The organism is Phenylobacterium aquaticum (genome assembly GCF_022695515.1).
GTDB lineage: Bacteria > Pseudomonadota > Alphaproteobacteria > Caulobacterales > Caulobacteraceae > Phenylobacterium > Phenylobacterium aquaticum.
On record NZ_JALDPT010000002.1, the window covers coordinates 142,880 to 165,407 of the forward strand.

The following is a 22,528-nucleotide window of genomic DNA, read 5'->3' on the forward strand; positions in this document are numbered from 1 at the left end:
CGTTCAGATGCGGGGCCCTGCGCGGGCGCCTCGGCGGTCAAGATGGGACGGATCGCGCGCCCTGTCAGCGCTTGGGCGACAAATTGGCGGCAATCATCGCCTTGGACCGGGCGTCGGCGGCCGGTGAGATCTGCAGAAGGTCCTGCGACGGCATCAGGTCCGGCAGGGCGGGCGGGGGCGGCCGCTTCAGCTCGCTCATGTCCTGGGCGGCTTTCAGGTTCGCTTGCGTGCGCGCCTGGGCGTCCCGGGCGTTGGCCTCGGCGCTCGCGGCCGCGGTCTGCGACATCTCCAGCTGGCGGTCCGCCAGGCTGGGCTCGGCCCCCAGCGGGCGCGGAACCAGGGTCTGGGCGGTTGCGCCGCCGGCGCCGACGGTCAGGGCGAGCGCCAGGGCCGCGAGGGCGCGCCCTGGCCGCAGGGATGAGTTGAGGATGGACATCTGGACCCTCCGGGACCCGTTGGGGCGGAGAGGCTCCGCCGCCTGCGAAACCCGGCGCGGGCCGGTCCGGTTCCCGGGCCCTCAGCCGCGGCGCAGGCCGCGCGTCTCCCGCAGCAGGATATAGACCCCGCTGCCCGCCACCACGAGGGCGCCGACCAGGGTCAGGGGCTGGGGCGTCTCGCCCCAGACGAAGAAGCCGATCAGGCTCGCCCAGACCAGCTGGGTGTAGTCGAAGGGCGCCACCACCGCGACCGGCGCCCGGCGCAGGGCCTCGGTCAGGAACAGCTGGCCGGTCCCGCCGATCAGGCCGGCGCCGATCAGCAGGGCCAGGGTGGTCGGGTCCGGCATGACCCAGCCGAAGGGGGCGCTGGCCAGGCCAAGGACCGCGCCGGCCAGGGTGAAATAGAAGACGATGGTCGGGCCCTGCTCCGTGCGCCCGATCTCGCGGATGGCGATCATCGCGCCCGCCGCGCCCAGGGCGCCGACCAGGGCCAGCACCGTGCCCACGACCGCCATGTGGGCGGGATCGGGATGGACCATGATCAGCACGCCGACAAAGCCCACGCCCACGGCCGCCCAGCGATGCACGCCGACCGGCTCCTTCAGGATCAGGGCAGAGAGCGCGGTCATGAACAGGGGCGAGGAAAAGGCGATCGAGGTCGACAGGGTGAGCGGCAGCCGGGCCACCGCCATGAAGCCGCAGACCATGCCGATCAGGCCCACCGTGGACCTGGCCAGGTGCCCCAGGGGCCGCTGGGTCTTCAGCACGCCGAAGCCGCTGGTGCGCGCCACGTAGATCATCACCGGGATGAAGGCGAAGGCGTTGCGGAAGAAGATCACTTCCAGCACCGGCACGCCCTTGCCGGAGCACCATTTCACCAGGGCCGAGAGGCTGGCCATGCAGACCATGGCGCAGACCCGCAAGGCGATGCCGACCCCGTTACGCTGCAGGGCCGAATGGTCGGCGGTCGAACTGAGGGACAAGAGCGGGGCCTCCGGGCGCGGCCTTCGCCATAGGGCGCCGACGCCTCCAAGGCCACCCCGCAGACCCGCCCCGACGTCATTGCCACTCAGAGGCGAACCCCACCCGTAGAAGTCCAGCGTCATAAGGTCGCGAAGGCCCGCCGCAGCACTTTGTTAACCATCACGCAACCGCACCGAGCGAGGGTTTCAGCCCTACCCTAGGGACGAGATCGCCATGAAAACGGCTTCCATCAACCGCAAGATCATGGCCGCCGGCGCCGCAGTCCTGGTGCTGGGCGTGGCCAGCGCCGCGACGGGCCTTGGGGTCGCCTGGCGGCTGAGCCACGGTCTCTCGGCGAGCACCGACGCGGCGACCTCTCTGCGAAACCACATGGAAGCCGACATGATGCACGACGCCCTGCGCGCGGACGTGCTGGCGGCGATCATGTCTTCAGACCCCGCCAACGGCCTGGCGATCTCCGATGTGAAGGCCGACCTGGCCGATCACGCCAAGCAGTTCCAGGACAGCCTCGACGCCAACCGCAAGCTGGTCACCGACCCGACGGCCAAGGCGGCCCTGGCGGAGCTCGACGCCCCCCTGGCCACCTATATCAGCGCCGCCCAGGCGATCGTCGGCCAGGCCGCGACCGACCCGGCCGGCGCCCGGGCGCAGCTTCCGGCCTTCAAGCAGCAGTTCGAGGTGCTCGAAGGGGCCATGGCCAAGGCCGGCGACACCATCGACGCCGGCGCGCGCGCCACCTCGGGCAAGGCGATCGCCGGCGGCAAGTTCGACCAGATCCTGATGCTGGGCGTCCTGGCGGCGATGGTCGCCTTCGCCATCGGCCTGATCCTGGTCGCCCGGCGCACCCTGGTGACCCCGATCGTCGAGGTGACCGCCGCCGTATCGCGCCTCGCCGCCGGGGACCTCACCGTCATCCCGCCGCACACGCAGCGGCGCGATGAGATCGGCGCCATGGCCCGGGCGCTCCACGCCTTCAAGGAGGCCCTGGCCGGTCGCCAGAGCGAGGCCGAGGCCGCGGAGCAACGCCGTCAGCTCGAGGCCGAGCGCGCCCACGCCGAGGAGATCCGCCATCGGGCCGAGGCCGAACAGGTCCTGGTGATGAATGCGGTGAGCAACGCCCTGGAGCATCTCGCCCGCGGCGACCTCACCTACCGGTTCGACGAGGCGATCCCCGACTCCTATCGCAAGCTTCAGAGCGACTTCAACCAGGCCATCGGCGCCCTGGAGGAGACCATGCAGGTCATCCTGACCCATGCCGAGGGCATCCGCTCCGGGGCCGGCGAGATCAGCCACGCCTCCGACGACCTGGCCCGCCGGACTGAGCGTCAGGCCGCGACCCTGGAAGAGACCGCCGCCGCGGTCGAGGAAATCACCGTGACCGTCCGCAAGGCGGCCGAGGGCGCCAGGTCCGCCAATATCGCCGTGGGCGAGACCCGGATCGACGCCGAGCGCGGCGGCGAGGTCGCGACCCAGGCCATCTCCGCCATGAGCGAGATCGAGACCTCGTCCAGCCAGATCGGCCAGATCATCGGGGTGATCGACGAGATCGCCTTCCAGACCAACCTTCTGGCCTTGAACGCCGGGGTCGAAGCGGCCCGGGCGGCGACGCCGGCAAGGGCTTCGCGGTGGTGGCCTCGGAAGTCCGGGCGCTGGCCCAGCGCTCGGCGGAAGCCGCCAAGGAGATCAAAGGCCTGGTCGAGCTGTCAGGGCGCAATGTCGCCACCGGCGTCGACCTGGTCGGCCAGACCGGCGAGGCCCTGAACCTGATCGTCGGCAAGGTCGCGGAGATCAACGCCCTGGTCAGCCAGATCGCCGCCTCGTCCCAGGAACAGGCCGGGGCCCTGGCCGAGGTCAATCTGGCGGTCAACGAGATGGATCAGGTGACCCAGCAGAACGCGGCCATGGTCGAGCAGTCCACCGCCGCCAGCCATTCGCTGGCCAAGGACGCCGACGAGCTCTCCGATCTGGTCAGCCGGTTCCAAATCGGCGGGCCGGCGCGCCTGCGCCGCGCGGCCTAGACCGGCTCGACCGGCACGCCCAGGGCCAGCATCTCGGCCAGGAAGGCCTGGGTCGTGTCGGCCAGGTCCACGACCCCCTGGATCATGCTCGGCCGCGCCACCACGCTGGCCGGGATCAGCAGACCGCCATTGGAGGTCCGCTCGACCCACCCCTGTTCGGTCAGCTTCAGGCCGTACCGGCGGGTGGTCTCATAGGGGAGGTTCAGACCCCGCGAAACCGCATAGGCGCTCACCGGCCGGCGGATGTCGTCCGGCGGAATGGCGGCCACGCTGCCATAGGCGGCGCGGGTCACGGGATCATGGACGAAGTGGCCGACATTGCCCCGGCCGATCGCCAGGAACACCATGGCGCTCAGGGCGTCCTGCTCCAGGGCGCGGCCGATCACGCTGAGGCTGTCGAGGAAATATGCGATGGACAGGCGCACGGCCTGGCGGCGCACGTCCGCGTGGGGCGGCGCGCCCGGTCCCGGCGCCACCAGCCCGAACCGCACCGCGTCGGCGACGAAGGCGCGGACCAGCTCCCAGTTCTGGGCGACGGCCTCGATCTGATTGGGGGAGGCGTAGACCCGGCGGGGAATGGTCAGGCCCTCGGCCCCGGCGTCGACAACCTCCTTGTCGCGCAGCTTGCGCACATGGCGCCGCACGGTCTCGTAGGGAATGCCCAGGTCGCGGGCCACGGCGTAGACGCTGACGCCGCGTCGCAGCTCGTCCGGCGGCACCGCCTCCAGGGCGGCGAAGTCCTGGGCGCCGACACCGTCGTCGGTGAGCTCCCGCACATTCGCCCGCGAGATCGTCAGAAAGGTCAGGGCGGTCACCAGATCTGAGTCGACGACGCGCGCGATCAGACTCCCGGTATTCAAGAAGTGGTGCGACGCCAGACGCGCCAACTGACGCCGATGATCGGCGTCAAATACGATTCTGGGGGGCTCAATCATCGACGTCTCGCACATCAACTTCCCTTTAGCCGAGTGAAGCACGAAGCCCCTTAAGAATCAGCCGTCAAAGGGAAAGAGCTGCCCTTTAGCCCTTTGGCCGGCTACAATCGACGCCGCGGCAAGCCCCTCCCCGCAGGCCCGCCGCCCGGAGACCGCCATGACAACGCTGTCGCGCCACTATCCGTCGCCAGGCGCCAAGTGCGCCGACCTGGTCGTCCATATCGCAGGTCTGGCTTTCGCGGTGATCGGCGGGGCGATTCTGCTGGCGCTTTCGGTGCGTCTGGGCGGCCTGGGCGAGACCGCGGCCGTGGGCGTCTACACGGCGGGCATGGTCGCCATGCTGGCCCTGTCGACGGCCTATAATTTCGCCAAGGCGCCGCGCCGGCCGCTGCTGCGCCGCTTCGACCACGCCGGCATCTTCCTGATGATCGCCGGCTCCTACACGCCCTTCACCACCCAGAACCTGCACGGCGCCTGGGCGATCGGCATGACCACGGCGGTCTGGACCGTGGCCCTGGCCGGGGTGGCGGGGAAGCTGTTCCTGCCCGGCCTCGGCCGCCGCTTCTGGGTGGCCATCTATCTCGCCCTGGGCTGGCTGGTCCTGGTGGCGATCAAGCCGATGATCGACGGCCTGTCCTGGGTGGCCCTGCTGCTGCTGGCCCTGGGCGGCGCGATCTACTCCACGGGGGCGGTGTTCTACCTGCTGCAAAAGCTCAAGTTCCGGCGCGCCATCTGGCACGGCCACGTCGTCGGCGGCGCGATCCTGCAATATGCCGCCGTCCTGGTCGGCGTGGTTCTGGCCCAGCCGCACTAGATTTCCCGCCCCATCCGGGCCTCCGGCTCCGTTCAAGCCTTCAGTGAGGCATTGAGGGGACGGGCATGGCCCAGGACATTTCGCCGGAAGAGCTGCAGAGGATCCTCGACACCACCGCGGTGGTCGAGGCCAACGCCCAGCTGCTGATGCAGAAGACCCGCGAGGTCCAGCTCAAGGCCAGCCAGCTGGAGGCCTGCTTGGCCCTGGTGGTCGGCCTGTTGTCCAACAGTCCCGATCCGGAAGGCGCCTTCGTCATCCAGCACATGGCCAGGCAGCTCACCCTGTGCGCCCAGGACCCCGAGATGACCGCCAATGTCGTGGGCTGCGATCCCACCCACATCAGCGGCGAGATGCTGCAGGCGACCGCCGACTTCCTGGGCCGCGCCGAGCCCGAGCTCTCGCCCGATCTCGGGCTGGAGCCGCACACCACGATGCATTGAAGCTCAGGGCGCGTCGGCGCGGTTCCGAACCGCGGTGGTGCCCCAGGCCGGACTCGAACCAGCACGCCTCTCGGCAATAGATTTTGAGTCTACCGCGTCTACCATTTCGCCACTGGGGCCAGCGCGAGGAAGTCCCCGTCGATTAGGGGCTGGCGCCCGTTCGCGCAACCCCGGAACCGGCCGGGCGCGGGGGCCGTGGACCGGCCCGCCTTGATCAGGGTCAAGGCAGGAGGCCGTCCGGCACGTTCAATGCAGTGCGGCGAACTGAACGCTCGACGCGGGTCGAGGCGAATGATAATCGTTCGCAATAGGGGCGCGTCACGAGGAAGGCCCGGATGAACAGTCTGTCGATCGATCGCGCGGCGCTCCAGCTGGCCGACCCTGCCCAGGGCGTGCTGGTGCGGTTGAGCGAAGCCTCGCCCGGCGATCGCGGCACCATCGTCCAGGTGCGCGCCGACCTCGCCGTCACCGAACACGGCGTCGACCGCGAGGAGCTGCAACGCCGCCTGCTGGAGTTCGGCTTCGTCGAAGGCGCCCGCATCGAACTGATCCACGAGGGCCTGTTCGGCCACGACCCCATCGCCGTCCGCCTCGACGATATGCGCGTCGCCCTGCGCCGTCGCGACGCCGACGAGGTGCTGTTCGCCCTGGATGCGCCCGCGGCATGACCGACGCCGTCCTGTCCCCGGCGCGCGTGGCGCTGGTGGGAAATCCGAATTCCGGCAAGACCGCCCTGTTCAACGCCCTGACGGGCAGCCGTCAGAAGGTGGCCAACTACGCCGGCGTCACGGTGGAGCGGAAGGAGGGCGTGGTCGTCACGCCCCAGGGCCGCAGCCTGTTCGTCCTCGACCTGCCCGGCACCTATTCCCTGCGCGCCCGCAGCCCCGACGAAGCCGTCACCCGTGACGCGGTGCTGGGCCAGCTGGCCGGCGAGACGCCGCCCGACGTCATCGTCTGCGTCGCCGACGCCACCAATCTGCGCCTGGTCCTGCGGCTGATCCTCGAGCTGCGCCAGGTCGGCAGGCCCCTGGTGCTGGCGCTCAACATGTACGACATCGCCCAGCGCCAAGGCCTCAGGATCGACCTTGAAGGGCTCAGCCGCGAACTGGGCGCGCCGATCGTCACCACGGTGGCCACCCGCAAGCGCGGCATCGATGATCTGGTCGCCCAGATCGACGCCGCGACCCTGACCGCCGCCCAGACCGGCGATAATCATTGGTCGACCCCCGACGCCGGCCAGATCCGCGACGCCCATCGCGAGGCCCAGCGGATCATGAAGGCCTATGTCCGGCCGCCCGAGCATCCGGACACCCTGACCGGCAAGATCGACAGCCTGCTGCTGCATCCGGTCGCCGGCCTGGCGATCCTGCTCGCCCTCCTGTTCGTCATGTTCCAGGCGGTGTTCACCTGGGCGACCCCGATCATGGACCTGATCGACGGAAGCTTCACGGCGCTGGGCGGCCTGGTCGCCCATTGGATGCCGGACGGCATGCTCCGCAGCCTGATCGTCGACGGGGTGATCGCCGGGGTCGGCAGCGTGCTGGTCTTCCTGCCCCAGATCCTGATCCTGTTCCTGTTCATCATCATGCTGGAGGATTCCGGCTACATGGCCCGGGCCGCCTTCCTGATGGACCGGATCATGGGCGGCGCCGGCCTGCACGGGCGCGCCTTCATCCCCCTGCTGTCCAGCTTCGCCTGCGCCATCCCGGGCATCATGTCGACGCGGGTGATCGATTCGAGACGCGATCGCCTGACCACCATCCTGGTCGCGCCCCTGATGACCTGCTCGGCGCGGATCCCGGTCTACACCCTGATCATCGGGGCGGTGATCCCGCACCGGACGGTGTTCGGCTTCGCCAGCCTGCAAGGGCTGGTTATGTTCGGCCTATATGCCGCGGGCATCCTGTCGGCGCTCGGCGCCTCCTTCGTCATGCGCCGGTTCTTCTGGCGGGGCATGTCCGAGCCCTTCATGATGGAGCTGCCGACCTACAAGGCGCCCGATCCCGCCAATGTGGCCCGCCAGCTGATTCAGCGCGGCCAGATCTTCATCAGCCGGGCCGGCCGCATCATCCTGCCCTTGATGGTGGTGGTCTGGTTCCTGTCGACTTTCCCCGGCCCGCCCGCCGGCGCGACCCTGCCGGCCATCGACTACAGCCTGGCCGGCATGATCGGACACGTGCTGCAGCCCCTGCTCGCCCCGATCGGCTTCAACTGGCAGATGACCATCGCGCTCGTCCCCGGCATGGCGGCGCGGGAAGTCGCCGTCGCCGCGCTCGGCACCGTCTATGCGGTGGGCGGGGCGGATGGGGCTAGCCTGTCCTCGATCCTGGCCCATCAGTGGTCGCTGGGGTCGGGCCTCGCCTTCCTGGCCTGGTACATCTTCGCCCCCCAGTGCGTCGCGACCCTGGGCGTCGTGAAGCGCGAGACCAACAGCTGGAAATGGCCGACGATCATGTTCCTCTACATGATCACGCTGGCCTATCTCGCCGCGCTGATCGTCTACCAGACCGCCGCCGCGCTCGGCGCTGGTTAAGGCCGGACCGCACCGGGTTAAGCTAGACCATTGACCGCCCGTTAAACGTGCGAATTATATCGTGCGCACGGGAGGGTTCGATCATGGCGCATGCGCAGAATCCCAATCGCCGCAAGGCAGGCGGTCCGAACGACGCGGGCCTGGTCCAGCGGATTCGCGAGACCCTACTGCTGTTCGGCGGCGAGGCGCACCGCAACGAGGTCATCGCCCAGGTGGCGCGCGAACGCGGCCTCGATGTCCGCCATATCCCCCCGGATTTGGAGCGCGAGGTGATCGGCAGCTTCGAGCGCGCCTGCCGCGACGAGGCGCAGCGCACAGCGCTCGGCTTTCATCTGAAATTCGGCGAGGGATCGCACCGCTGGGCGGTGCGCGCCGAGGCCTAACCGGGCGACGGCTCGCCGCTCAAGGCATGGGCCGCGCTCTGCAGCCGCGACAACAGCCGCTTCAGCAGGGCCACCTCGCTGGGGGCCAGGCCCGAAATCAGGGCCGCCTCATAGGCGAGCGCCAGGGGCGCGATCTCGGCGTGAAGCCGCGCCCCCTCCTGGCTGAGCGAGAGCAGGTGCGAACGCCCGTCCGCGTGATGGTCCGCCCGCTGCACCAGGCGGCGCTTGGCCAGGCCCTGGGCCGCGCGGCTCACCGTCACCTTGTCCATCCCCGTCCGCGCCACCACCGCCCCCTGGGTCAGACCCCCGTCCTCGGCGAGGACGCAGATCAGCCGCCACTGCGGGATGGTCAGGCCGAAGCGGTCCTCATAGGCCCGGGCGATCAGGCCGGAGACCGCATTGGACGCGACCGACAGCCTGTAGGGCAGATAGGCGTCCAGCTTCAGTTCACCCGCGATCAGGGGCTCCTGGGGCTGGGACGGCAGGGTCATGGACGGGCGATCTCCTGTTCGATGGCGCCGAATATGGAGTGGCGACGGGCGTCGCGCATTTCAATCCTGACGCGATCCCCGACCTTGAGGAACGGTGTGGTGGGCGTCCCATGGGCAAGGGTCTCGACCGTCCGCAATTCGGCGAGGCAGGAATAGCCGACACCACCCTCTGACACAGGTTTGCCTGGACCGCCGTCGGGGCCGCGATTCGACACCGTGCCCGATCCGATGATCGTGCCCGCGCACAGCCGGCGCGTTTTGGCGGCGTGCGCGATCAGGGTTCCGAAGTCGAAGGTCATGTCGACCCCGGCGTCGGCCTCGCCCAGCATCTTGCCATTGAGCTCGACTTCGAGCGCGCCATGCAGCTTGCCGTCCTTCCAGGCGTCGCCCAGGGCGTCCGGGGTGACGGCCACGGGGGAGAAGGCGGAGGCCGGCTTGGACTGGTAGAAGCCGAAGTTCTTGGCGAGTTCGCCTGGGATCAGGTTCCGCAGCGAAACGTCATTGGCCAACATCACCAGTCGAATCGCCGCCAGCCCCTCCTCGCGGGTCGCGCCCTGGGGCACGTCGCCGACCACCACCGCGACCTCGCCCTCGAGGTCGCAGCCCCAGTCCTCGTCGGCCAGCGGGATCGGATCGCGCGGCGCCAGGAAGTCGTCGGAGCCGCCCTGGTACATCAGGGGATCGGTCCAGAAGCTGGCGGGCATGTCGGCGGCGCGAGCCTTCCGCACCAGGGCCACGTGATTCACATAGGCCGATCCGTCCGCCCACTGATAGGCCCGGGGAAGCGGGCTCTCGGCGGCGTGCTCATGGAACCGCACGCGGGGGATCGAGCCGTGCTCCAGGCTCTCCGACAGGCCGCGCAGCAGGGGCTCGCAGCGCTCCCAGTCGTCCAGCGCCGCCTGCAGGGTGGGGGCGACGCCGACCGCTTCCACGCACCAGGCCAAATCATTGGAGACGACCACCAGGCGGCCGTCACGGCCCCACTTCAGCGAAGCCAGCTTCATTGTCGTCTCCTCCACACCGACGCCGTTGATCAGCGTCGTCTGATGATTGCGCCCCGTCTCAGGGGCGGCGAATGAGCCGGGTCAATTTCACGCCCTGCTCATGGGCTTCCGGTTGATAGACCACGACTTCGACGCAGATGTCGCCCCTGGCCTCGCGGGCCCACAGATAGTTGCGCTCGAACTGGGCCGTACGGCCGGCGGGGGTGAAGCCCTCATAGGTGTCGCCCCAGGGCGTGACCTGGGCGAGGTCGCGCCAGCCGAGTTCGCAGGCCCGCTCCAGCTCCTCGGCGGCGGCTTCGGCCAGGTCGGCCTTGCGATCGATCTGAGCCATTCAGTCGGCGGTCTTCCAGCTGTCCACGTAGGCGGTGTTCTCCACCATAGACGCCGCCTCGCCGACCTCCAGGGGGTCTCGCGTATCGATCATCACGGCGTATTCGTCCGTCGCCGCCTTCGGCTGGACCAGCATGTTCTTCAGCGCCTTGGGATGCGGCCCGTGGGTGAAGCCCGACGGATGGAAGGTAATCATGCCGGCGTCGATGTTGTCGCGGCTGAAGAAGTCGCCGGCGTGGTAGAACAGCACCTCGTCGAAATCGTCATTGTTGTGGAAGAACGGCACCTTGAGTGCGCCGGGATCGGTCTCGAAGGGCCGCGGCGCGAAGGTGCAGACTACGAACCGGTCCGACAGGAAGGTCGTGTGGACGCTGGGCGGCAGGTGATAGCGGTGACTGACCACGGGCCTCAGGTCGGCGACGTTCAGCCGCACGGGCGCAAGCTCGCCGTGCCAGCCCACCGCGTCCAGCGGATTATAGGGATAGGTCGCCACCGAGACCTGGCCGCGCTTCTTGATCTCCACCGGAAACTCGCCCTCCTCCGCCTGGTGGGCGCGGAAGGCCTCGTCCATGACCGGGGTGTCGAGGATCGCGGGATCGAACAGGGCGTGGCCGCCCAGCAGGCCCTTGTCCGGCAGGGTGAAGTGGGTGTTGGTCGCCTGGATCATCAGGACGGCGGTCGGCTCTGCGGGGCTCAGCCGCCACATGGTCCCGCGCGGCAGATAGAGATAGTCGCCGGCCGCATAGGCGATGCGGCCATAGTCGCAGTAGAGGTCGCCCGCGCCCTGGTGGACGAACAGCAGCTGGTCGCCGTCGGCGTTGCGGGCGAGCGCCGGCATGGGCGCGGCCAGCTTCCAGAAACGCATCTCGGTCGCCGCATTGTGTAGCACCACCGGCGCAGACCAGGGCGACCCCGTGGCCTCGTTCAGCCGGGCCAGATCAAAGGCCCGGGGCCTGAGCGGCCCCTCGAACTTCACCCAGCCGGTCGGCGGGCGCTTGTGGTGCAGGAAGGCGGCGGGTCCGAAGAAGCCCTCCTTCGAGATCTCCCGCTCATAGGTCCCGGCCGGCATGTCGGCGTGGGCCTGGCGGGAATGCGTCCCCTGCGCCCCGCGCACGGGGATCCAGTTGCGTGTCATCACGGATCGTCCTTGTAGACGCCGACCTCCAGGGGCCGGCCGTCGGCGACGCGGGCCCGGTACATGCCGGACGTGTTGAAGCTCCAGGCCATCTGGCCGTCCGGCGCGACCGCGATCACCCCGCCGTCGCCGCCGAGCGCGGTGAGCCGGCTCTGGACGACTTCGTCGACCGCCGCCTGCAGGCTGAGGCCCTTCAGCTCGACCAGGGCGCTGATCGCCTGGGCCACGCCCAGCCGAATGAAATACTCGCCCGCGCCTGTGGCCGAGACCGCGCAGGAGCGGTCAGAGGCATAGGTGCCCGCCCCGATCACCGGGGAGTCGCCGACCCGTCCCCAACGCTTGCCGGTGACCCCGCCGGTCGAGGTGCCGGCGGCGACGTGACCGTTCCGGTCCAGGGCGACGACGCCCACCGTGCCATGCTTGCCCTCGTCATGGGCGAGCTCCGCCTTGGGATCATCGCGCGTGGCCTCGGGCTTGGGCGGAATGGGCAGGCCCTCGGCGGTGAGGAAATTGACCAGGCTCTTCCAGCGCCGCTCGGTGAAGAAGGCGCCGGGACCCGCGGCCTCCTGGCCGTCATACCGGGCGAAGGCGTCGGCGCCCTCGCCGATCAGCATCACATGGCCGGAGCGTTCCATGACGGCGCGCGCCAGGCTGATCGGATGGCGGGCCGCGGTGACGCCGGCCACGGCGCCGGCGGCCAGGGTCGCTCCGTCCATGATCGCGGCGTCGAGTTCATTGCGCCCCTCGGCCGTGAACACGGCCCCCAGGCCCGCATTGAACAGCGGATCGTCCTCCAGGAGACGCACCGAGGTCTCGATGGCGTCCAGCGCCGAGCCGCCTGCCTCCAGCACCGCCGCGCCGGCCTGCGCCACCTGGGCCAGGGCGTCGCGATAGGCCTTTTCCTGGTCCGGCTTCAGGCGGCCGCGTTCGATGACTCCGGCCCCGCCATGGACCACGATCGCCCATGCGGGCCGCGAAGCGCTGTCACTCATGCGCCGAGCCTAGCCTTCCTTTGCGGGAAGCACACCCCGGCGGATCTGGTCGAGCTCGATGGACTCGAACAGGGCCTTGAAGTTGCCCTCGCCGAAGCCCTCATTGCCCTTGCGCTGGATCAGCTCGAAGAAGATCGGGCCGATCATGTTCTCGGTGAAGATCTGCAGCAGCAGGCCCTGGCCCTCGGTCGGCGCCCCGTCGATCAGGATGCGGTTGGCGCGCAGGCGCTCGACGCCCTCGCCATGGCCCGGAACCCGGGCGTCGATGCCGTCGAAATAGGTGTCGATGGTGTCCTGGAATTTCACGCCCCGGGCCCGCATGGCCTCGACGGCGGCGAAGATGTCCTCGGCCCCCAGCGCCACGTGCTGGATGCCCTCGCCCTTGTAGTCCTTCAGGAACTCCTCGATCTGGGAATGCTCGTCCTGGCTCTCGTTGAGCGGGATGCGGATCTTGCCGCAGGGGCTGGTCATCGCCTTGGAAACCAGGGCGGTCTGCTTGCCCTCGATGTCGAAGTAGCGGATCTCGCGGAAATTGAAGATCTTTTCGTAGAACTCCGCCCACGTCGCCATGTGCCCGCGATGGACGTTATGGGTCAGGTGATCGAGATAGGTCAGGCCCACCCCATTGGCGGACATGGCCTCGGCCGCGCCGGGAATGGCCACGAAGTCGACGTCATAGATCTCCTGCGCGCCATAGCGGTCGACCAGATAGAGGTTCGAACCGCCGATCCCCTCTATGGCCGGGATGTTCAGCTCCATCGGACCGACCGGGCCCTGGACCGCCTTGGCGCCGCGCTCGACCGCCAGCTTCAGGGCGGCGGCGGCGTCACGCACCCTAAACGCCATGGCGTTGGCCGAGGGGCCGTGGGCGGCGCGGAACTCGGCCGCCTGGCCTTGCGGCTCCATGTTCAGGATGAAGTTGATGTCGCCCTGGCGGAACCGCAGGACGTTCTTCGAGCGGTGCCTGGCCACCGCCGTGAAGCCCATCATCTCGAACAGGGCCTTGAGCCGGTCCGGCTCGGGCGAGGTGAACTCGACGAACTCGAATCCGTCGGTGCCCAGCGGATTGTCGAACAGATCGCGGGCGGGATTTGAAACCTGGACGTTCATGGCGGCGTCTCCGGGCAAATGGTATCGTTTGAAACTATCTGCCTCAGGCGAGTGCGGGAGACAAGGCCTGCGAGGCCTGATAGCTAACCTGTGATCTTCCTCCCTGGGTCGCCATGTTCCGCAAACTCTACGACTGGGTGATGAGCCTGGCCGGGTCGCGTCACGCGCCTGCCGGCCTGTTCGCCGTCTCCTTCGCCGAAAGCTCCTTCTTCCCGATCCCGCCGGACGTGATGCTGGCGCCCATGGTTCTGGCCAGGCCCGACCGGGCCTATCGGCTGGCGGCCCTGTGCACCCTGGCCTCGGTCCTGGGCGGCATGCTGGGCTACGCGATCGGCTTTTATCTGCAGGGCCTCGGCCACTGGCTGCTGGCCCTGCTGGGCCACGCCGACGGCGAGGCCGCGTTCCGCCACTGGTTCGACCAGTGGGGCCTGTGGGTGATCCTGATCAAGGGCCTGACGCCCATCCCCTACAAGCTGGTGACCATCGCCTCGGGCCTGGCCCACTTCTCGTTCGTGACCTTCATGTGGGCCTCGGTCGTCACCCGCGGCGCGCGCTTCTTCCTGACCGCCACCCTGCTGAAATATTACGGCCCGGCCGTGCAGGAGGAGTTCGAGAAGCGGATGACCCTCTACACCATGATCCTGCTCGGCCTCATCGTGGCGGCGGTCGCGGCGCTTAAGGTCTTGGGCTGAACACCGTTTTGGGATCATATCCCCTGACCATGACCGGCTTAATCCGCGCGATCTGCGACCGCTGGCTCATCTGGGCGCTGCTTTCCGCCGCCCTGATGCTGGCCACCGCCCATGCCTTCGAGACCTTCGGGGGTTATGCGCCCTGTACGCTCTGCCTGCGCCAGAGGGAGGCCTATTGGGCCGCCGGCACGGTGGCCCTGGCGGGCGTGGTCCTGACCCGCCTGCCCTCGATCCGCCGCTGGCGCTGGGTGTTCGACGCCGCCCTGGCGGTGATCTTCGCCTATGGCCTCTACCTGGCGGTCTATCACTCGGGCGCCGAGTGGAAGTGGTGGCCGGGTCCGACCCAATGCTCCGGCGGCGGGGCCAAGGTCGACCTGAACGCCCTGACCGCGCTGGCGGACGGCACCGCCAAGATCAAACCGCCCGCCTGCGACCAGGCCGCCTGGCGCTGGCTGGGTCTCTCCATGGCCGGCTGGAACGCCCTGATCAGCCTGAAGCTGATCGTCTGGAGCGTGCTCGCCCTGCTCAACGACAGGCGCCCCGCATGACCGAGAAGCCCATTCCGCCCCGCCCCGGCCTGGGCGCGCCCAAGGCCCGCTTGGCCGAGATTCTGCGCGTCGACCACGCCGGGGAACTCGGCGCCGTCCATATCTATCGCGGCCAGCGCGCGGTGCTGGGCGCCGGCCGCGGGCATGAGCGCACCGCCGCCCAGCTGGCCGAAATGGAAGGCCACGAGGCCGTCCATCTGTCGCGCTTCGACCACCTGCTGACCGAGCACGGCGTGCGGCCCACGGCCATGACCCCGATCTGGCGTGCGGCCGCCTTCGCCCTGGGCGCCGGCACCGCCCTCCTCGGCGACAAGGCGGCCCACGCCTGCACCGAGGCGGTCGAGAGCGTGATCGAGAAGCACTATGCCGGCCAGATCGCCGAGCTGGCCGAGCGCGAACCGGCGCTGGCCGCCGAGCTCAGCCAGTTCCGCGACGAGGAGCTGGCGCACCGCGACCAGGCGGTGGAGGAAGGCGCCCGCGAGGCGCCGGGCTACGCCCTCTTGTCGGCGGTGATCCAGGCCGGCTGCCGCGCGGCCATCAAGATCAGCGAGAAGATATGACCCCGGACGCCATCGAGGCCCTGCGCCGGGGCGCCGAGACCCCGGCCCGCGCGACCCTGGCGGACCTGGACGCGCTGGCCGAGGACCTGTCGGCCTCCTTCGCCAAGGATCCCCAGTTCGACTGGTTCATGCGCGACGACGCCCGCCGGCCGGCGGCGCGCCTGGCCTTCTTCCGCATGATCCTGAAGAACATCGCGCTGAAGGACGGCGAGGTGACCCGGCCCGCCGCGGGCGGCGCCGCGGCGATCTGGCTGCCGTCGGAGAGTCTAGGCCCCAATCCGATCCTGACCGAGCTGATGGTGCTGCCGACCATTCTGGGCGCCACCGGCTTCGGACGGTTCTCCCGCCTGCTCGCCATGCGCAAGGCCATGGACGAATTCCACCCTATGGACCGCCCCCACGCCTATCTGTGGTTCCTGGGCGTGCGGCCCGAGGCCCAGGGCATGGGCGTCGGCTCGCGCATGCTGGCCGCCGGCCTCGCCAAGGTCGACGCCCTGGGACTGCCCGCCTTCCTGGAAAGCTCCAACATCGCCAATGTGCCGCTCTATCAGCGGTATGGTTTCGAGGTGGTCCGCGAGTACCGCCCGGGCGAAGGCGCGCCACCGATCTGGGCCATGTGGCGCGACGCCCGGCCGGGGGGATGACCCCGGCCGCCCGCATCCTGGTCGCCGCCCGCGGCCTGCGGGCCTTCGGCGACGGCTTCATCGCCCTGCTGCTGCCGGTCTATCTGACGAGGCTCGGCTTCAGTCCCTTCCAGGTGGGGGCGCTCACCACCGCCACCCTGCTGGGCTCCGCCGTCCTGACCCTGGGCGTCGGCCTGGTCGCCCACCGGATCGCGCCCCGCCGCCTGCTGTTCGCCGCCTGTGTGCTGATGCTGGCGACCGGCCTGGCCTTCGCGGGCGTGCGCGACTTCTGGCCCCTGATGGTGGTGGGCTTCGTCGGCACCCTGAACCCGTCGGGCGGGGACGTGAGCCCCTTCCTGCCCCTTGAGCAGGCCCTGCTCGCCCATGCCGGCCCCGACGACCAGCGCACCCGCCTGTTCGCCCGCTACAGCCTGACCGGCTCCCTGCTGGGCGCGGCCGGCGCCCTGGGCCTGGGCGCCGCGGCCAAGCTCGGCGGCCTGGTCGGCGCCGACCCGCTGGCCGTCGCCCGCGCCCTGTTCGTCCTCTATGGCCTGATCGGCATGGCGGTGTTCCTGCTCTATCGCGCCCTGCCGGCCATCCCCGTCGGCGAAGAGCCGGTCCGCGAACCCCTGGGGCCGTCGCGCAAGCGGGTGCTGATGCTCGCCGGCCTGTTCAGTCTGGACAGTTTCGGCGGCGGCTTCCTGGTTCAGTCGCTGCTGGCGCTGTGGCTGTTCCGGACCTGGGGCCTGTCGCTGGGCGCGGCCTCGGCCTTCTTCTTCTGGGCGGGCGTGCTGACCGCCTTCTCCCAGCTCGCCTCCAGCCGGCTGGCGGCCCGGATCGGCCTGATCAACACCATGGTCTTCACCCACATCCCGGCCCAGCTCTGCCTGATCGCCGTCGCCTTCGCCCCCAGCCTGCCGATCGCCATCACCCTGCTGCTGGTCCGCTCAAGCCTCTCGGCGATGGATGTGCCGGCCCGCACCTCCTACGTCATGGCCATCGTCACCCCGCCGGAGCGGGCGGCGGCCGCCAGCGTGACCAATGTGCCGCGCAGCCTGGCCTCGGCCCTAAGCCCTTCCCTCGCCGGCGCGCTCCTCACGCTGAGCCCCTTCGCCTGGCCCCTGGTGATCGGCGGCGGACTGAAGATCGCCTATGATCTCCTGCTGCTCGTCATGTTCCGGACGGTGAAGCCGCCGGAGGAGCAGCGCACGTCCTGACGGGATTACAGCCGGGTCATTTGCCGGACCCGGATAACGGCGTTAGCGTGGCTGTCCAACAGGGGCCCTCCGACATGACGCCCAATCGTCGCCAACTCACCGGCCTCTTGGCCGCCACCGCCGGGCTCGCCGCCGCGGCGCCCTTCGATGTCGCCCGCGCCCAGGTGGTCACCTCCGACCCTGTCGCGCCGGAGACCGAGGGAACGGATCCCAGCAAGGTCGCCACCAGCCGCGACGCCTCCCTGCGCATGGTCGCCCCGGTGACCATCAATGGTCACGGCCCGTTCCTGTTCCTGGTCGACACCGGCTCCAACCGCTCCTGCATCAGCCGCAAGCTCGCCGAACGGCTCGGCCTGCCGCCAGGCCCCCCGGTGTCGGTGCATACGGTGGTGAAGGCCCAGATGCGGCCCACGGTGATGATCGACCGCCTGCAGCTGGGCAGCCGCTCCCAGCGTCGCGTGAAGATCCCGGCCCTCGACCTGGTGGGCTCCGATGACGCCGACGGCGTGCTGGGCGTCGACTGGCTGAAGGGCCAGCGGCTCGTGCTCAACTTCAAGGGCCATGAGCTTGAGATCATGGCCCCGGTCACCGAGAGCAGCCATGACGGGCGCATCGTGGTGCCGGCCCGCCGCCGCTCCGGCCAGCTGACCCTGATCGACGCGGACGTCGGCGGCTCGCGGATCAGCGCCATGATCGATTCCGGCTCGGAGCTGTCCCTGGGCAACAACGCCCTGCGGCGCATGGTGACCGCGTCCGGCAGCGTCCACGCCGACAAGTTCCAGCGGGTCTATATCACCACTGTCGTGGGCGAGACCTTCCCCGGCGACCTGCTCTATGTGCCGTTCATGCGCCTGGGCGGCCTGAACATCGGCAATGTGCCCGTGGTCTTCGCCGAGACCCACGTCTTCGAGCTGTGGGACCTGCACAAGACCCCGGCGATCATCCTGGGCATGGACCTGCTGACCCAGTTCAACGCGGTCGCGCTCGACTTCGGGCGCTCAACCGTGAGGTTCGATATCGCCTAGATCGCGCTCGCCTCAGGGGCGAGTTTTTTCTGGAACACTACACCCATTTTGGGTCAGATTCAGGCCTTCTTAAGACTCTGGCGAGCAAATGGTCCCCGCACGCCGTCGCGACAATAGGTCGCGGCAGCGGGCCAAATCACAGTCAGAACGAGAGCTTGTGGCTCTGGGTCGATCACCCGGATTCCGCGCGAGGATCCGCGCGGGCCGGCGTGGTGCGTCGTCGAAAAACTCGACGGGGCGGATCGCAGGCAGTCATCAGCTCCAGTGTCGTGACGAGGTCCGTGCCGGGGGGCGCGGACGGCCGGAGAAACGTGTCATGAGCACCGCCTGGGAGCTGCTGCTGCAGCATCGCGCGGAATTGATCGATCAGCTGGAGGTCGCGCGCAAGCGCGCCGAGGCGCCCTATATCGCCGAGCTGGAAAGCACCAATCGCGCGCTGGAAGCCCTCAGGGGCGCGCCGCGCCGGGGCCGTCGACCGGTGTCCGACGACAGCGCCAGCGAACCTGCGAGCTTCTCGCCCAAGGCCCCCGCCGCGCGCGGCCGCCAGAAGCGCAGCCTGCGCGACATGGTGCAGATCGCGCTGAAATCCCAAGCCGGCCCGGTGGACATCCCCACCCTGATGCTGGCTCTGGAGCAACGCTGGAACCGCACGTTCCAGCAGAGCCGGGTCGAGCTGGAGCTCTTGCGGATTCAGCAGGAGAACGCGGTCAAGACCGACACCGAAGACGGCTGGCGCGAACCGCCTAGAGCCCAGCCAGTGCTGGTTCAGGCCTCCAGCTCGATGTCCCAGTAGAGGTAGTCCAGCCAGCTCTCATGCAGGTGGTGCGGCGGGAAACGCCGGCCGCGTTCCTGCAGCTCGAAGGCAGATGGGCGCCGCGGGCGATGGAAGGGATGCATCCCGCCTCGTGCGGCGTGCGACCGCCCTTGGTCAGATTGCAGCGGGCGCAGGCCGTGACGATGTTCTCCCAGGTCGTGCGCCCGCCGCGCGAGCGGGGCACCACGTGGTCGAAGGTCAGGTCCTCGCCGGCATGGCAGTACTGGCAGGTGAAGGCGTCGCGCAGGAACAGGTTGAAGCGGGTGAAGGCCGGCGGGCGGTCCTGCGGCACATATTGCTTGAGGGCCACCACGCTGGGCAGGCGCATCTCGAAGGAGGGGGAGTGGACCGCCTGGTCATAGGTGGAGACCACATCGACCCGATCCAGGAACACCGCCTTGATCACATCCTGCCACGGCCACAGGGACAGCGGATAATAGCTGAGCGGCCGGAAATCGGCGTTCAGCACGAGCGCGGGCCAGCCCGATGGCGGGCGACTAAGCACCTGCATCGCCGGACCTCCCGGAGCGCTTCAGCGCGAGACTTTGGGACGCGTGGAGACTGAAGACAGGACCTCATTCGCGAACGCGCTATCGGCGGACCGGACGAGGGCTTGGGTCTTGGACCCCAACCTCTGCGAGGCGATTCCCGACGCAGAGGAAATATAGGAGCGATTCTGGGACATTCCCATGACGACCTTGGCGAACAAGGCCGCGGGCTCCGCAAAAATTCGGTCTCGTCCGGCCGCCGCATCGAATCCGGGGGAGCGGATCAGGCGGCGGACGAGACTTTGCCGGCCTGCATTAGACGCCCGCGACGGCGGTGGCGCCGGCGAGAACCAGGCTGAGGGCGACGAAGGCCACGGAAACGGTGGCGTCGAAGAAGCGGCCGAAGGTGAAGTTGGTCATGGCGTCATTCCTGTTTGGTGTTCCGCCGGCGGGTGAACCCGTCCGGCCCGTCCATCTGGACAACGCTAAGATAGGTGATATCTAAGCAATGTACAGATACATTTTACAACGTATATTATTCAAAAACGCATAGCTGATTGAGGACTGTTGCGCGCAGCAAAAAGGGGGCCCGAAGGCCCCCTTGCGATCATCGGATCGAAGTGCGGCTTTAGATCACCACACCCGCCACCGCGCCCGCGGCCACCAGGCCGAGGAACAGGAGGAAAGCGGGGGCGATCCGGTCGAAAAGCCGTTCGAAGTGGGTAAGACCAGCGAGAGACATGACACACACCTTTCAGTTTGGAACCCCCGGGGGAGCGGGGGCGTTTTTCATTTGAACGATGCTTAGATAGCACCGATCTGAGCGGCGTCAAGATGATCTTTACGGCGCCAAGATATAGATTTACGGTGCGCCCGATGAGAGAAGCTGCTGCCCCCGAGTCCCGGCCCTATCACCACGGCGATCTGCGCCGCGCCCTGATCGACGCCGCCCGGCGTCTGCTGGAGCAGGAAGGGCCCACGGCCCTGTCGCTGCGGGCCGTGGCCCGCGAGGCCGGGGTCAGCCCGGCCGCGCCCTACCACCACTTCAAGGACAAGGGCGAGCTGCTCGACGCTGTGGCGCACGAGGGGTGGGAGATGCTGAACCAGGCGCTCACCGCCGCCCGCGCCAAGGGCGCCAATCTGCACGACAAGATGGCCGGCCTCGGCGTCGCCTATGTCTTGTTCGCCCGGGACAATCCGAGCCTCTACCGCGTGATGTATGACGGGTCGCGGGACAAGGAAGACCTGCCCACCCAGATGCGGATGAAGGACGACAGCGCCTATTGCCAGGTGCGCGACACCCTGGTCGAGGCGGGCGCCGATCCGACCGACGAGATCGCGCTCGAGCTCGCCACCACGGCGGCCTGGTGCGCGGCGCACGGCCTGGCCGAGATGGCCTCGTTCAAGTCCTTCGACCATCTCAAGGACGCGGTCGGCGGCGAGGAAGCCTTCTTCCATGGCGTCTTCGAGCACATGAAGGTGTTCGCCAAGGTCCAGCCGGACTAGAGCTCGGGCGTGACCGCCCCGGACGCCTCCACCTTCGTCACCCGCTTCGCGCCCTCGCCCACCGGCCGGCTGCATCGCGGCCACGCCTATTCCGCCCTCACCGCCTGGACAGCCGCGCGCAGGGCCGGCGGGCGCTTCCTGCTGCGGATCGAGGACATCGACGCCACCCGCTGCCGCCCGCCCTTCGAGGCGGCGATCTACGGGGACCTCGCCTGGCTGGGCCTGACCTGGGAGACACCGGTCCTGCGCCAGTCGGACCATCTGGCCGACTATGAGGCGGCGCTTTCCCGGCTGCAGGCGCGTGGCCTGGTCTATCGCTGTTTCCGCACCCGGCGCGAGATCGCCGAGGACAGCGCCCGTGCGCCGCACGGCCCGATGCTCGCCTGGCGGGGCGCGCCCTGCCCGCCGAAGAGGAAGCCCGCCGGCTGGCCGCCGCCGAACCCTTCGCCTGGCGGCTGTCGCTCGACGCCGCAGATCGCGCTCTGGGCGGGTTCCGTGACCTCGCCTTCCTTGAGGAGGGCGCGGGCCCGAACGGACAGACCGGACGGATCCCGGCGCGGCCCGAACTGGGCGGGGACATCGTCCTGGCGCGCAAGGACGTCGGCGTCGCCTATCATCTGGCCGTGGTGGTCGACGACGCCCGCCAGGGCGTGACCCATGTCATCCGCGGCTGCGACCTGTTCGAAGCCGCCCATGTGCAACGGCTTCTGCAGGCCTTGCTCGACCTGCCCTGCCCGGTCTATCGCCACCACCAACTGCTCGTCGGGCCCGACGGCAAGCGCTACGCCAAGCGCGACCGGGCCGAGACCCTCGCCGAGCTGCGCGAACGGGGCGTCTCCGCCCAGACGCTTCGACAGGAGCTGGGCTTTGACTGACGCCGCCGGCCATGAGCAGGACCGCACCCGCGCCCTTATCGTTCTTCTGACCGGCGCCAGCGTGATCGGCATAGGTCCGATCTTCGTGCGCCTGGCCGAGGTCGGCCCCGCCGCCGCCGGCATGTGGCGGCTGATCTTCTCCCTGCCCCTGCTGTTCGTCCTGGCGCAGCGCAACGGCGGTGCGGGCGTCCCGACCCGGGCCACCCTGCTCGCCGGGGTCGCCTTCGCCCTCGACCTGGGTTTCTGGCACTACGGCATCGCCAACACATCCGTGGCCAAGGCCACGGTGCTGTCGAACCTGACGCCCGTGGTGGTCACCGCCGTGGCCTGGATATTCCTCAAGCAGCGCCCTCGGCGGATGTTCCTGGTCGCTGTGGGCCTGGCGGTGGCCGGCGCCTGGATAATGGCCGCCGCCCGCAGCGGCGGCGCGCTCGGCAAGTCCCCGGCCCTGGGCGACGCCTTTTCGGTCGCGACGCCTTCTGGTACGCCATGTACTTCCTGGCCGTCTCCTCGGCCCGCCAGAGCCAGGCCGCCACGCGGATCATGTTCTGGTCGTCCCTGACCGGCGCGCCCC

General features: G+C 69.1%; 23 protein-coding genes, 1 tRNA gene and 3 pseudogenes. 16 read left to right on the forward strand and 11 right to left on the reverse strand.

Annotated features, from left to right (window positions below; genetic code table 11):
- Positions 1 to 64: 64 nt before the first annotated feature.
- A complete protein-coding gene (locus MQH10_RS02485; RefSeq protein ID WP_242562491.1) occupies positions 65 to 436 on the reverse strand; it encodes a hypothetical protein in 372 nt (123 codons plus the stop codon).
- Between the two features lie 81 nt (positions 437 to 517).
- Positions 518 to 1,420, reverse strand: a complete 903-nt coding sequence (locus MQH10_RS02490; RefSeq protein WP_242562492.1) for a DMT family transporter — start codon at positions 1,418 to 1,420, stop codon at positions 518 to 520.
- A gap of 802 nt (positions 1,421 to 2,222) precedes the next feature.
- On the opposite strand from MQH10_RS02490, the pseudogene MQH10_RS02495 reads away from it, so the two are divergent.
- Positions 2,223 to 3,439: pseudogene (locus MQH10_RS02495) on the forward strand (methyl-accepting chemotaxis protein).
- On the opposite strand, the gene MQH10_RS02500 reads toward MQH10_RS02495, so the two are convergent.
- On the reverse strand, positions 3,436 to 4,254 hold the full coding sequence (locus MQH10_RS02500; RefSeq protein WP_242562493.1) for a winged helix-turn-helix domain-containing protein: 819 nt from the start codon (positions 4,252 to 4,254) through the stop codon (positions 3,436 to 3,438). The pseudogene MQH10_RS02495 and the gene MQH10_RS02500 overlap by 4 nt on opposite strands.
- Positions 4,255 to 4,531: 277 nt before the next feature.
- Between MQH10_RS02500 and trhA the strand changes: the two genes are divergently transcribed.
- Entirely contained in the window at positions 4,532 to 5,188 is a 657-nt protein-coding gene (gene trhA, locus MQH10_RS02505) for a PAQR family membrane homeostasis protein TrhA (protein ID WP_242562494.1), read from the forward strand.
- A 65-nt stretch (positions 5,189 to 5,253) separates the two neighbouring features.
- Positions 5,254 to 5,628 (forward strand): hypothetical protein, encoded by a 375-nt coding sequence (locus MQH10_RS02510; protein ID WP_242562495.1) that lies wholly within the window; start codon positions 5,254 to 5,256, stop codon positions 5,626 to 5,628.
- Positions 5,629 to 5,663: 35 nt separating this feature from the next.
- Here MQH10_RS02510 and MQH10_RS02515 read toward each other — a convergent pair.
- A tRNA-Leu gene (locus tag MQH10_RS02515) sits at positions 5,664 to 5,747 on the reverse strand.
- 216 nt (positions 5,748 to 5,963) lie between these two features.
- On the opposite strand from MQH10_RS02515, the gene MQH10_RS02520 reads away from it, so the two are divergent.
- The 3 genes from MQH10_RS02520 to MQH10_RS02530 all read left to right on the forward strand — a co-directional run bounded on the left by MQH10_RS02520 (position 5,964) and on the right by MQH10_RS02530 (position 8,544).
- Positions 5,964 to 6,296 (forward strand): FeoA family protein, encoded by a 333-nt coding sequence (locus MQH10_RS02520; RefSeq protein WP_242562496.1) that lies wholly within the window; start codon positions 5,964 to 5,966, stop codon positions 6,294 to 6,296.
- Complete coding sequence (gene feoB, locus MQH10_RS02525; RefSeq protein ID WP_242562497.1) at positions 6,293 to 8,161, forward strand: ferrous iron transport protein B; 1,869 nt, start codon at positions 6,293 to 6,295, stop codon at positions 8,159 to 8,161. The genes MQH10_RS02520 and feoB overlap by 4 nt, the downstream gene beginning before the upstream one ends.
- 83 nt (positions 8,162 to 8,244) lie before the next feature.
- On the forward strand, positions 8,245 to 8,544 hold the full coding sequence (locus MQH10_RS02530; RefSeq protein ID WP_242562498.1) for a hypothetical protein: 300 nt from the start codon (positions 8,245 to 8,247) through the stop codon (positions 8,542 to 8,544).
- Here the strand turns inward: MQH10_RS02530 and MQH10_RS02535 are convergent.
- The 6 genes from MQH10_RS02535 to hppD are packed head-to-tail and all read right to left on the reverse strand — an operon-like array spanning position 8,541 to position 13,606.
- On the reverse strand, positions 8,541 to 9,035 hold the full coding sequence (locus MQH10_RS02535; protein ID WP_242562499.1) for a MarR family winged helix-turn-helix transcriptional regulator: 495 nt from the start codon (positions 9,033 to 9,035) through the stop codon (positions 8,541 to 8,543). The genes MQH10_RS02530 and MQH10_RS02535 overlap by 4 nt on opposite strands.
- Positions 9,032 to 10,039 (reverse strand): fumarylacetoacetate hydrolase family protein, encoded by a 1,008-nt coding sequence (locus MQH10_RS02540; protein WP_242562500.1) that lies wholly within the window; start codon positions 10,037 to 10,039, stop codon positions 9,032 to 9,034. The genes MQH10_RS02535 and MQH10_RS02540 overlap by 4 nt, the downstream gene beginning before the upstream one ends.
- Positions 10,040 to 10,097: 58 nt before the next feature.
- Complete coding sequence (locus MQH10_RS02545; protein WP_242562501.1) at positions 10,098 to 10,370, reverse strand: hypothetical protein; 273 nt, start codon at positions 10,368 to 10,370, stop codon at positions 10,098 to 10,100.
- Positions 10,371 to 11,504 carry a homogentisate 1,2-dioxygenase gene (locus MQH10_RS02550; protein WP_242562502.1) on the reverse strand — a complete coding sequence of 378 codons (1,134 nt, stop codon included), beginning with the start codon at positions 11,502 to 11,504 and terminating at the stop codon, positions 10,371 to 10,373.
- A complete protein-coding gene (locus MQH10_RS02555; protein ID WP_242562503.1) occupies positions 11,504 to 12,496 on the reverse strand; it encodes an isoaspartyl peptidase/L-asparaginase family protein in 993 nt (330 codons plus the stop codon). The genes MQH10_RS02550 and MQH10_RS02555 overlap by 1 nt, the downstream gene beginning before the upstream one ends.
- Before the next feature lie 9 nt (positions 12,497 to 12,505).
- A complete protein-coding gene (hppD, locus tag MQH10_RS02560; RefSeq protein WP_242562504.1) occupies positions 12,506 to 13,606 on the reverse strand; it encodes a 4-hydroxyphenylpyruvate dioxygenase in 1,101 nt (366 codons plus the stop codon).
- A 113-nt stretch (positions 13,607 to 13,719) separates the two neighbouring features.
- Here hppD and MQH10_RS02565 point away from each other — a divergent pair, with 113 nt between their 5' ends.
- The 7 genes from MQH10_RS02565 (at position 13,720) to MQH10_RS02595 (ending at position 19,064) form a co-directional block, all read left to right on the forward strand.
- Entirely contained in the window at positions 13,720 to 14,298 is a 579-nt protein-coding gene (locus MQH10_RS02565; protein WP_242562505.1) for a YqaA family protein, read from the forward strand.
- Positions 14,299 to 14,327: 29 nt separating this feature from the next.
- Positions 14,328 to 14,846, forward strand: coding sequence for a disulfide bond formation protein B (locus tag MQH10_RS02570; RefSeq protein WP_242562506.1), 519 nt, complete (start codon positions 14,328 to 14,330; stop codon positions 14,844 to 14,846).
- Complete coding sequence (locus MQH10_RS02575) at positions 14,843 to 15,406, forward strand: demethoxyubiquinone hydroxylase family protein (RefSeq protein ID WP_242562507.1); 564 nt, start codon at positions 14,843 to 14,845, stop codon at positions 15,404 to 15,406. The genes MQH10_RS02570 and MQH10_RS02575 overlap by 4 nt, the downstream gene beginning before the upstream one ends.
- A complete protein-coding gene (locus MQH10_RS02580) occupies positions 15,403 to 16,050 on the forward strand; it encodes a GNAT family N-acetyltransferase (protein ID WP_242562508.1) in 648 nt (215 codons plus the stop codon). The genes MQH10_RS02575 and MQH10_RS02580 overlap by 4 nt, the downstream gene beginning before the upstream one ends.
- Complete coding sequence (locus MQH10_RS02585) at positions 16,047 to 17,246, forward strand: MFS transporter (protein WP_242562509.1); 1,200 nt, start codon at positions 16,047 to 16,049, stop codon at positions 17,244 to 17,246. Before MQH10_RS02580 ends, MQH10_RS02585 begins: the two co-directional genes overlap by 4 nt.
- 74 nt (positions 17,247 to 17,320) lie before the next feature.
- Positions 17,321 to 18,271, forward strand: a complete 951-nt coding sequence (locus tag MQH10_RS02590) for a retroviral-like aspartic protease family protein (RefSeq protein WP_242562510.1) — start codon at positions 17,321 to 17,323, stop codon at positions 18,269 to 18,271.
- A 316-nt stretch (positions 18,272 to 18,587) separates the two neighbouring features.
- Positions 18,588 to 19,064, forward strand: a complete 477-nt coding sequence (locus MQH10_RS02595) for a hypothetical protein (protein ID WP_242562511.1) — start codon at positions 18,588 to 18,590, stop codon at positions 19,062 to 19,064.
- On the opposite strand, the pseudogene MQH10_RS02600 reads toward MQH10_RS02595, so the two are convergent.
- Positions 19,037 to 19,596 (reverse strand): annotated as a pseudogene (locus tag MQH10_RS02600) (HNH endonuclease). The gene MQH10_RS02595 and the pseudogene MQH10_RS02600 sit on opposite strands and share 28 nt — an antisense overlap.
- Before the next feature lie 853 nt (positions 19,597 to 20,449).
- Here MQH10_RS02600 and MQH10_RS02605 point away from each other — a divergent pair.
- The 3 genes and pseudogenes from MQH10_RS02605 to MQH10_RS02615 all read left to right on the forward strand — a co-directional run bounded on the left by MQH10_RS02605 (position 20,450) and on the right by MQH10_RS02615 (position 22,516).
- Complete coding sequence (locus MQH10_RS02605; RefSeq protein WP_242562512.1) at positions 20,450 to 21,079, forward strand: TetR/AcrR family transcriptional regulator; 630 nt, start codon at positions 20,450 to 20,452, stop codon at positions 21,077 to 21,079.
- A gap of 9 nt (positions 21,080 to 21,088) precedes the next feature.
- Positions 21,089 to 21,954 (forward strand): annotated as a pseudogene (gene gluQRS / locus MQH10_RS02610) (tRNA glutamyl-Q(34) synthetase GluQRS).
- Complete coding sequence (locus MQH10_RS02615; RefSeq protein WP_242562513.1) at positions 21,947 to 22,516, forward strand: DMT family transporter; 570 nt, start codon at positions 21,947 to 21,949, stop codon at positions 22,514 to 22,516. The pseudogene gluQRS and the gene MQH10_RS02615 overlap by 8 nt, the downstream one beginning before the upstream one ends.
- The last annotated feature ends 12 nt before the right edge of the window (positions 22,517 to 22,528 follow it).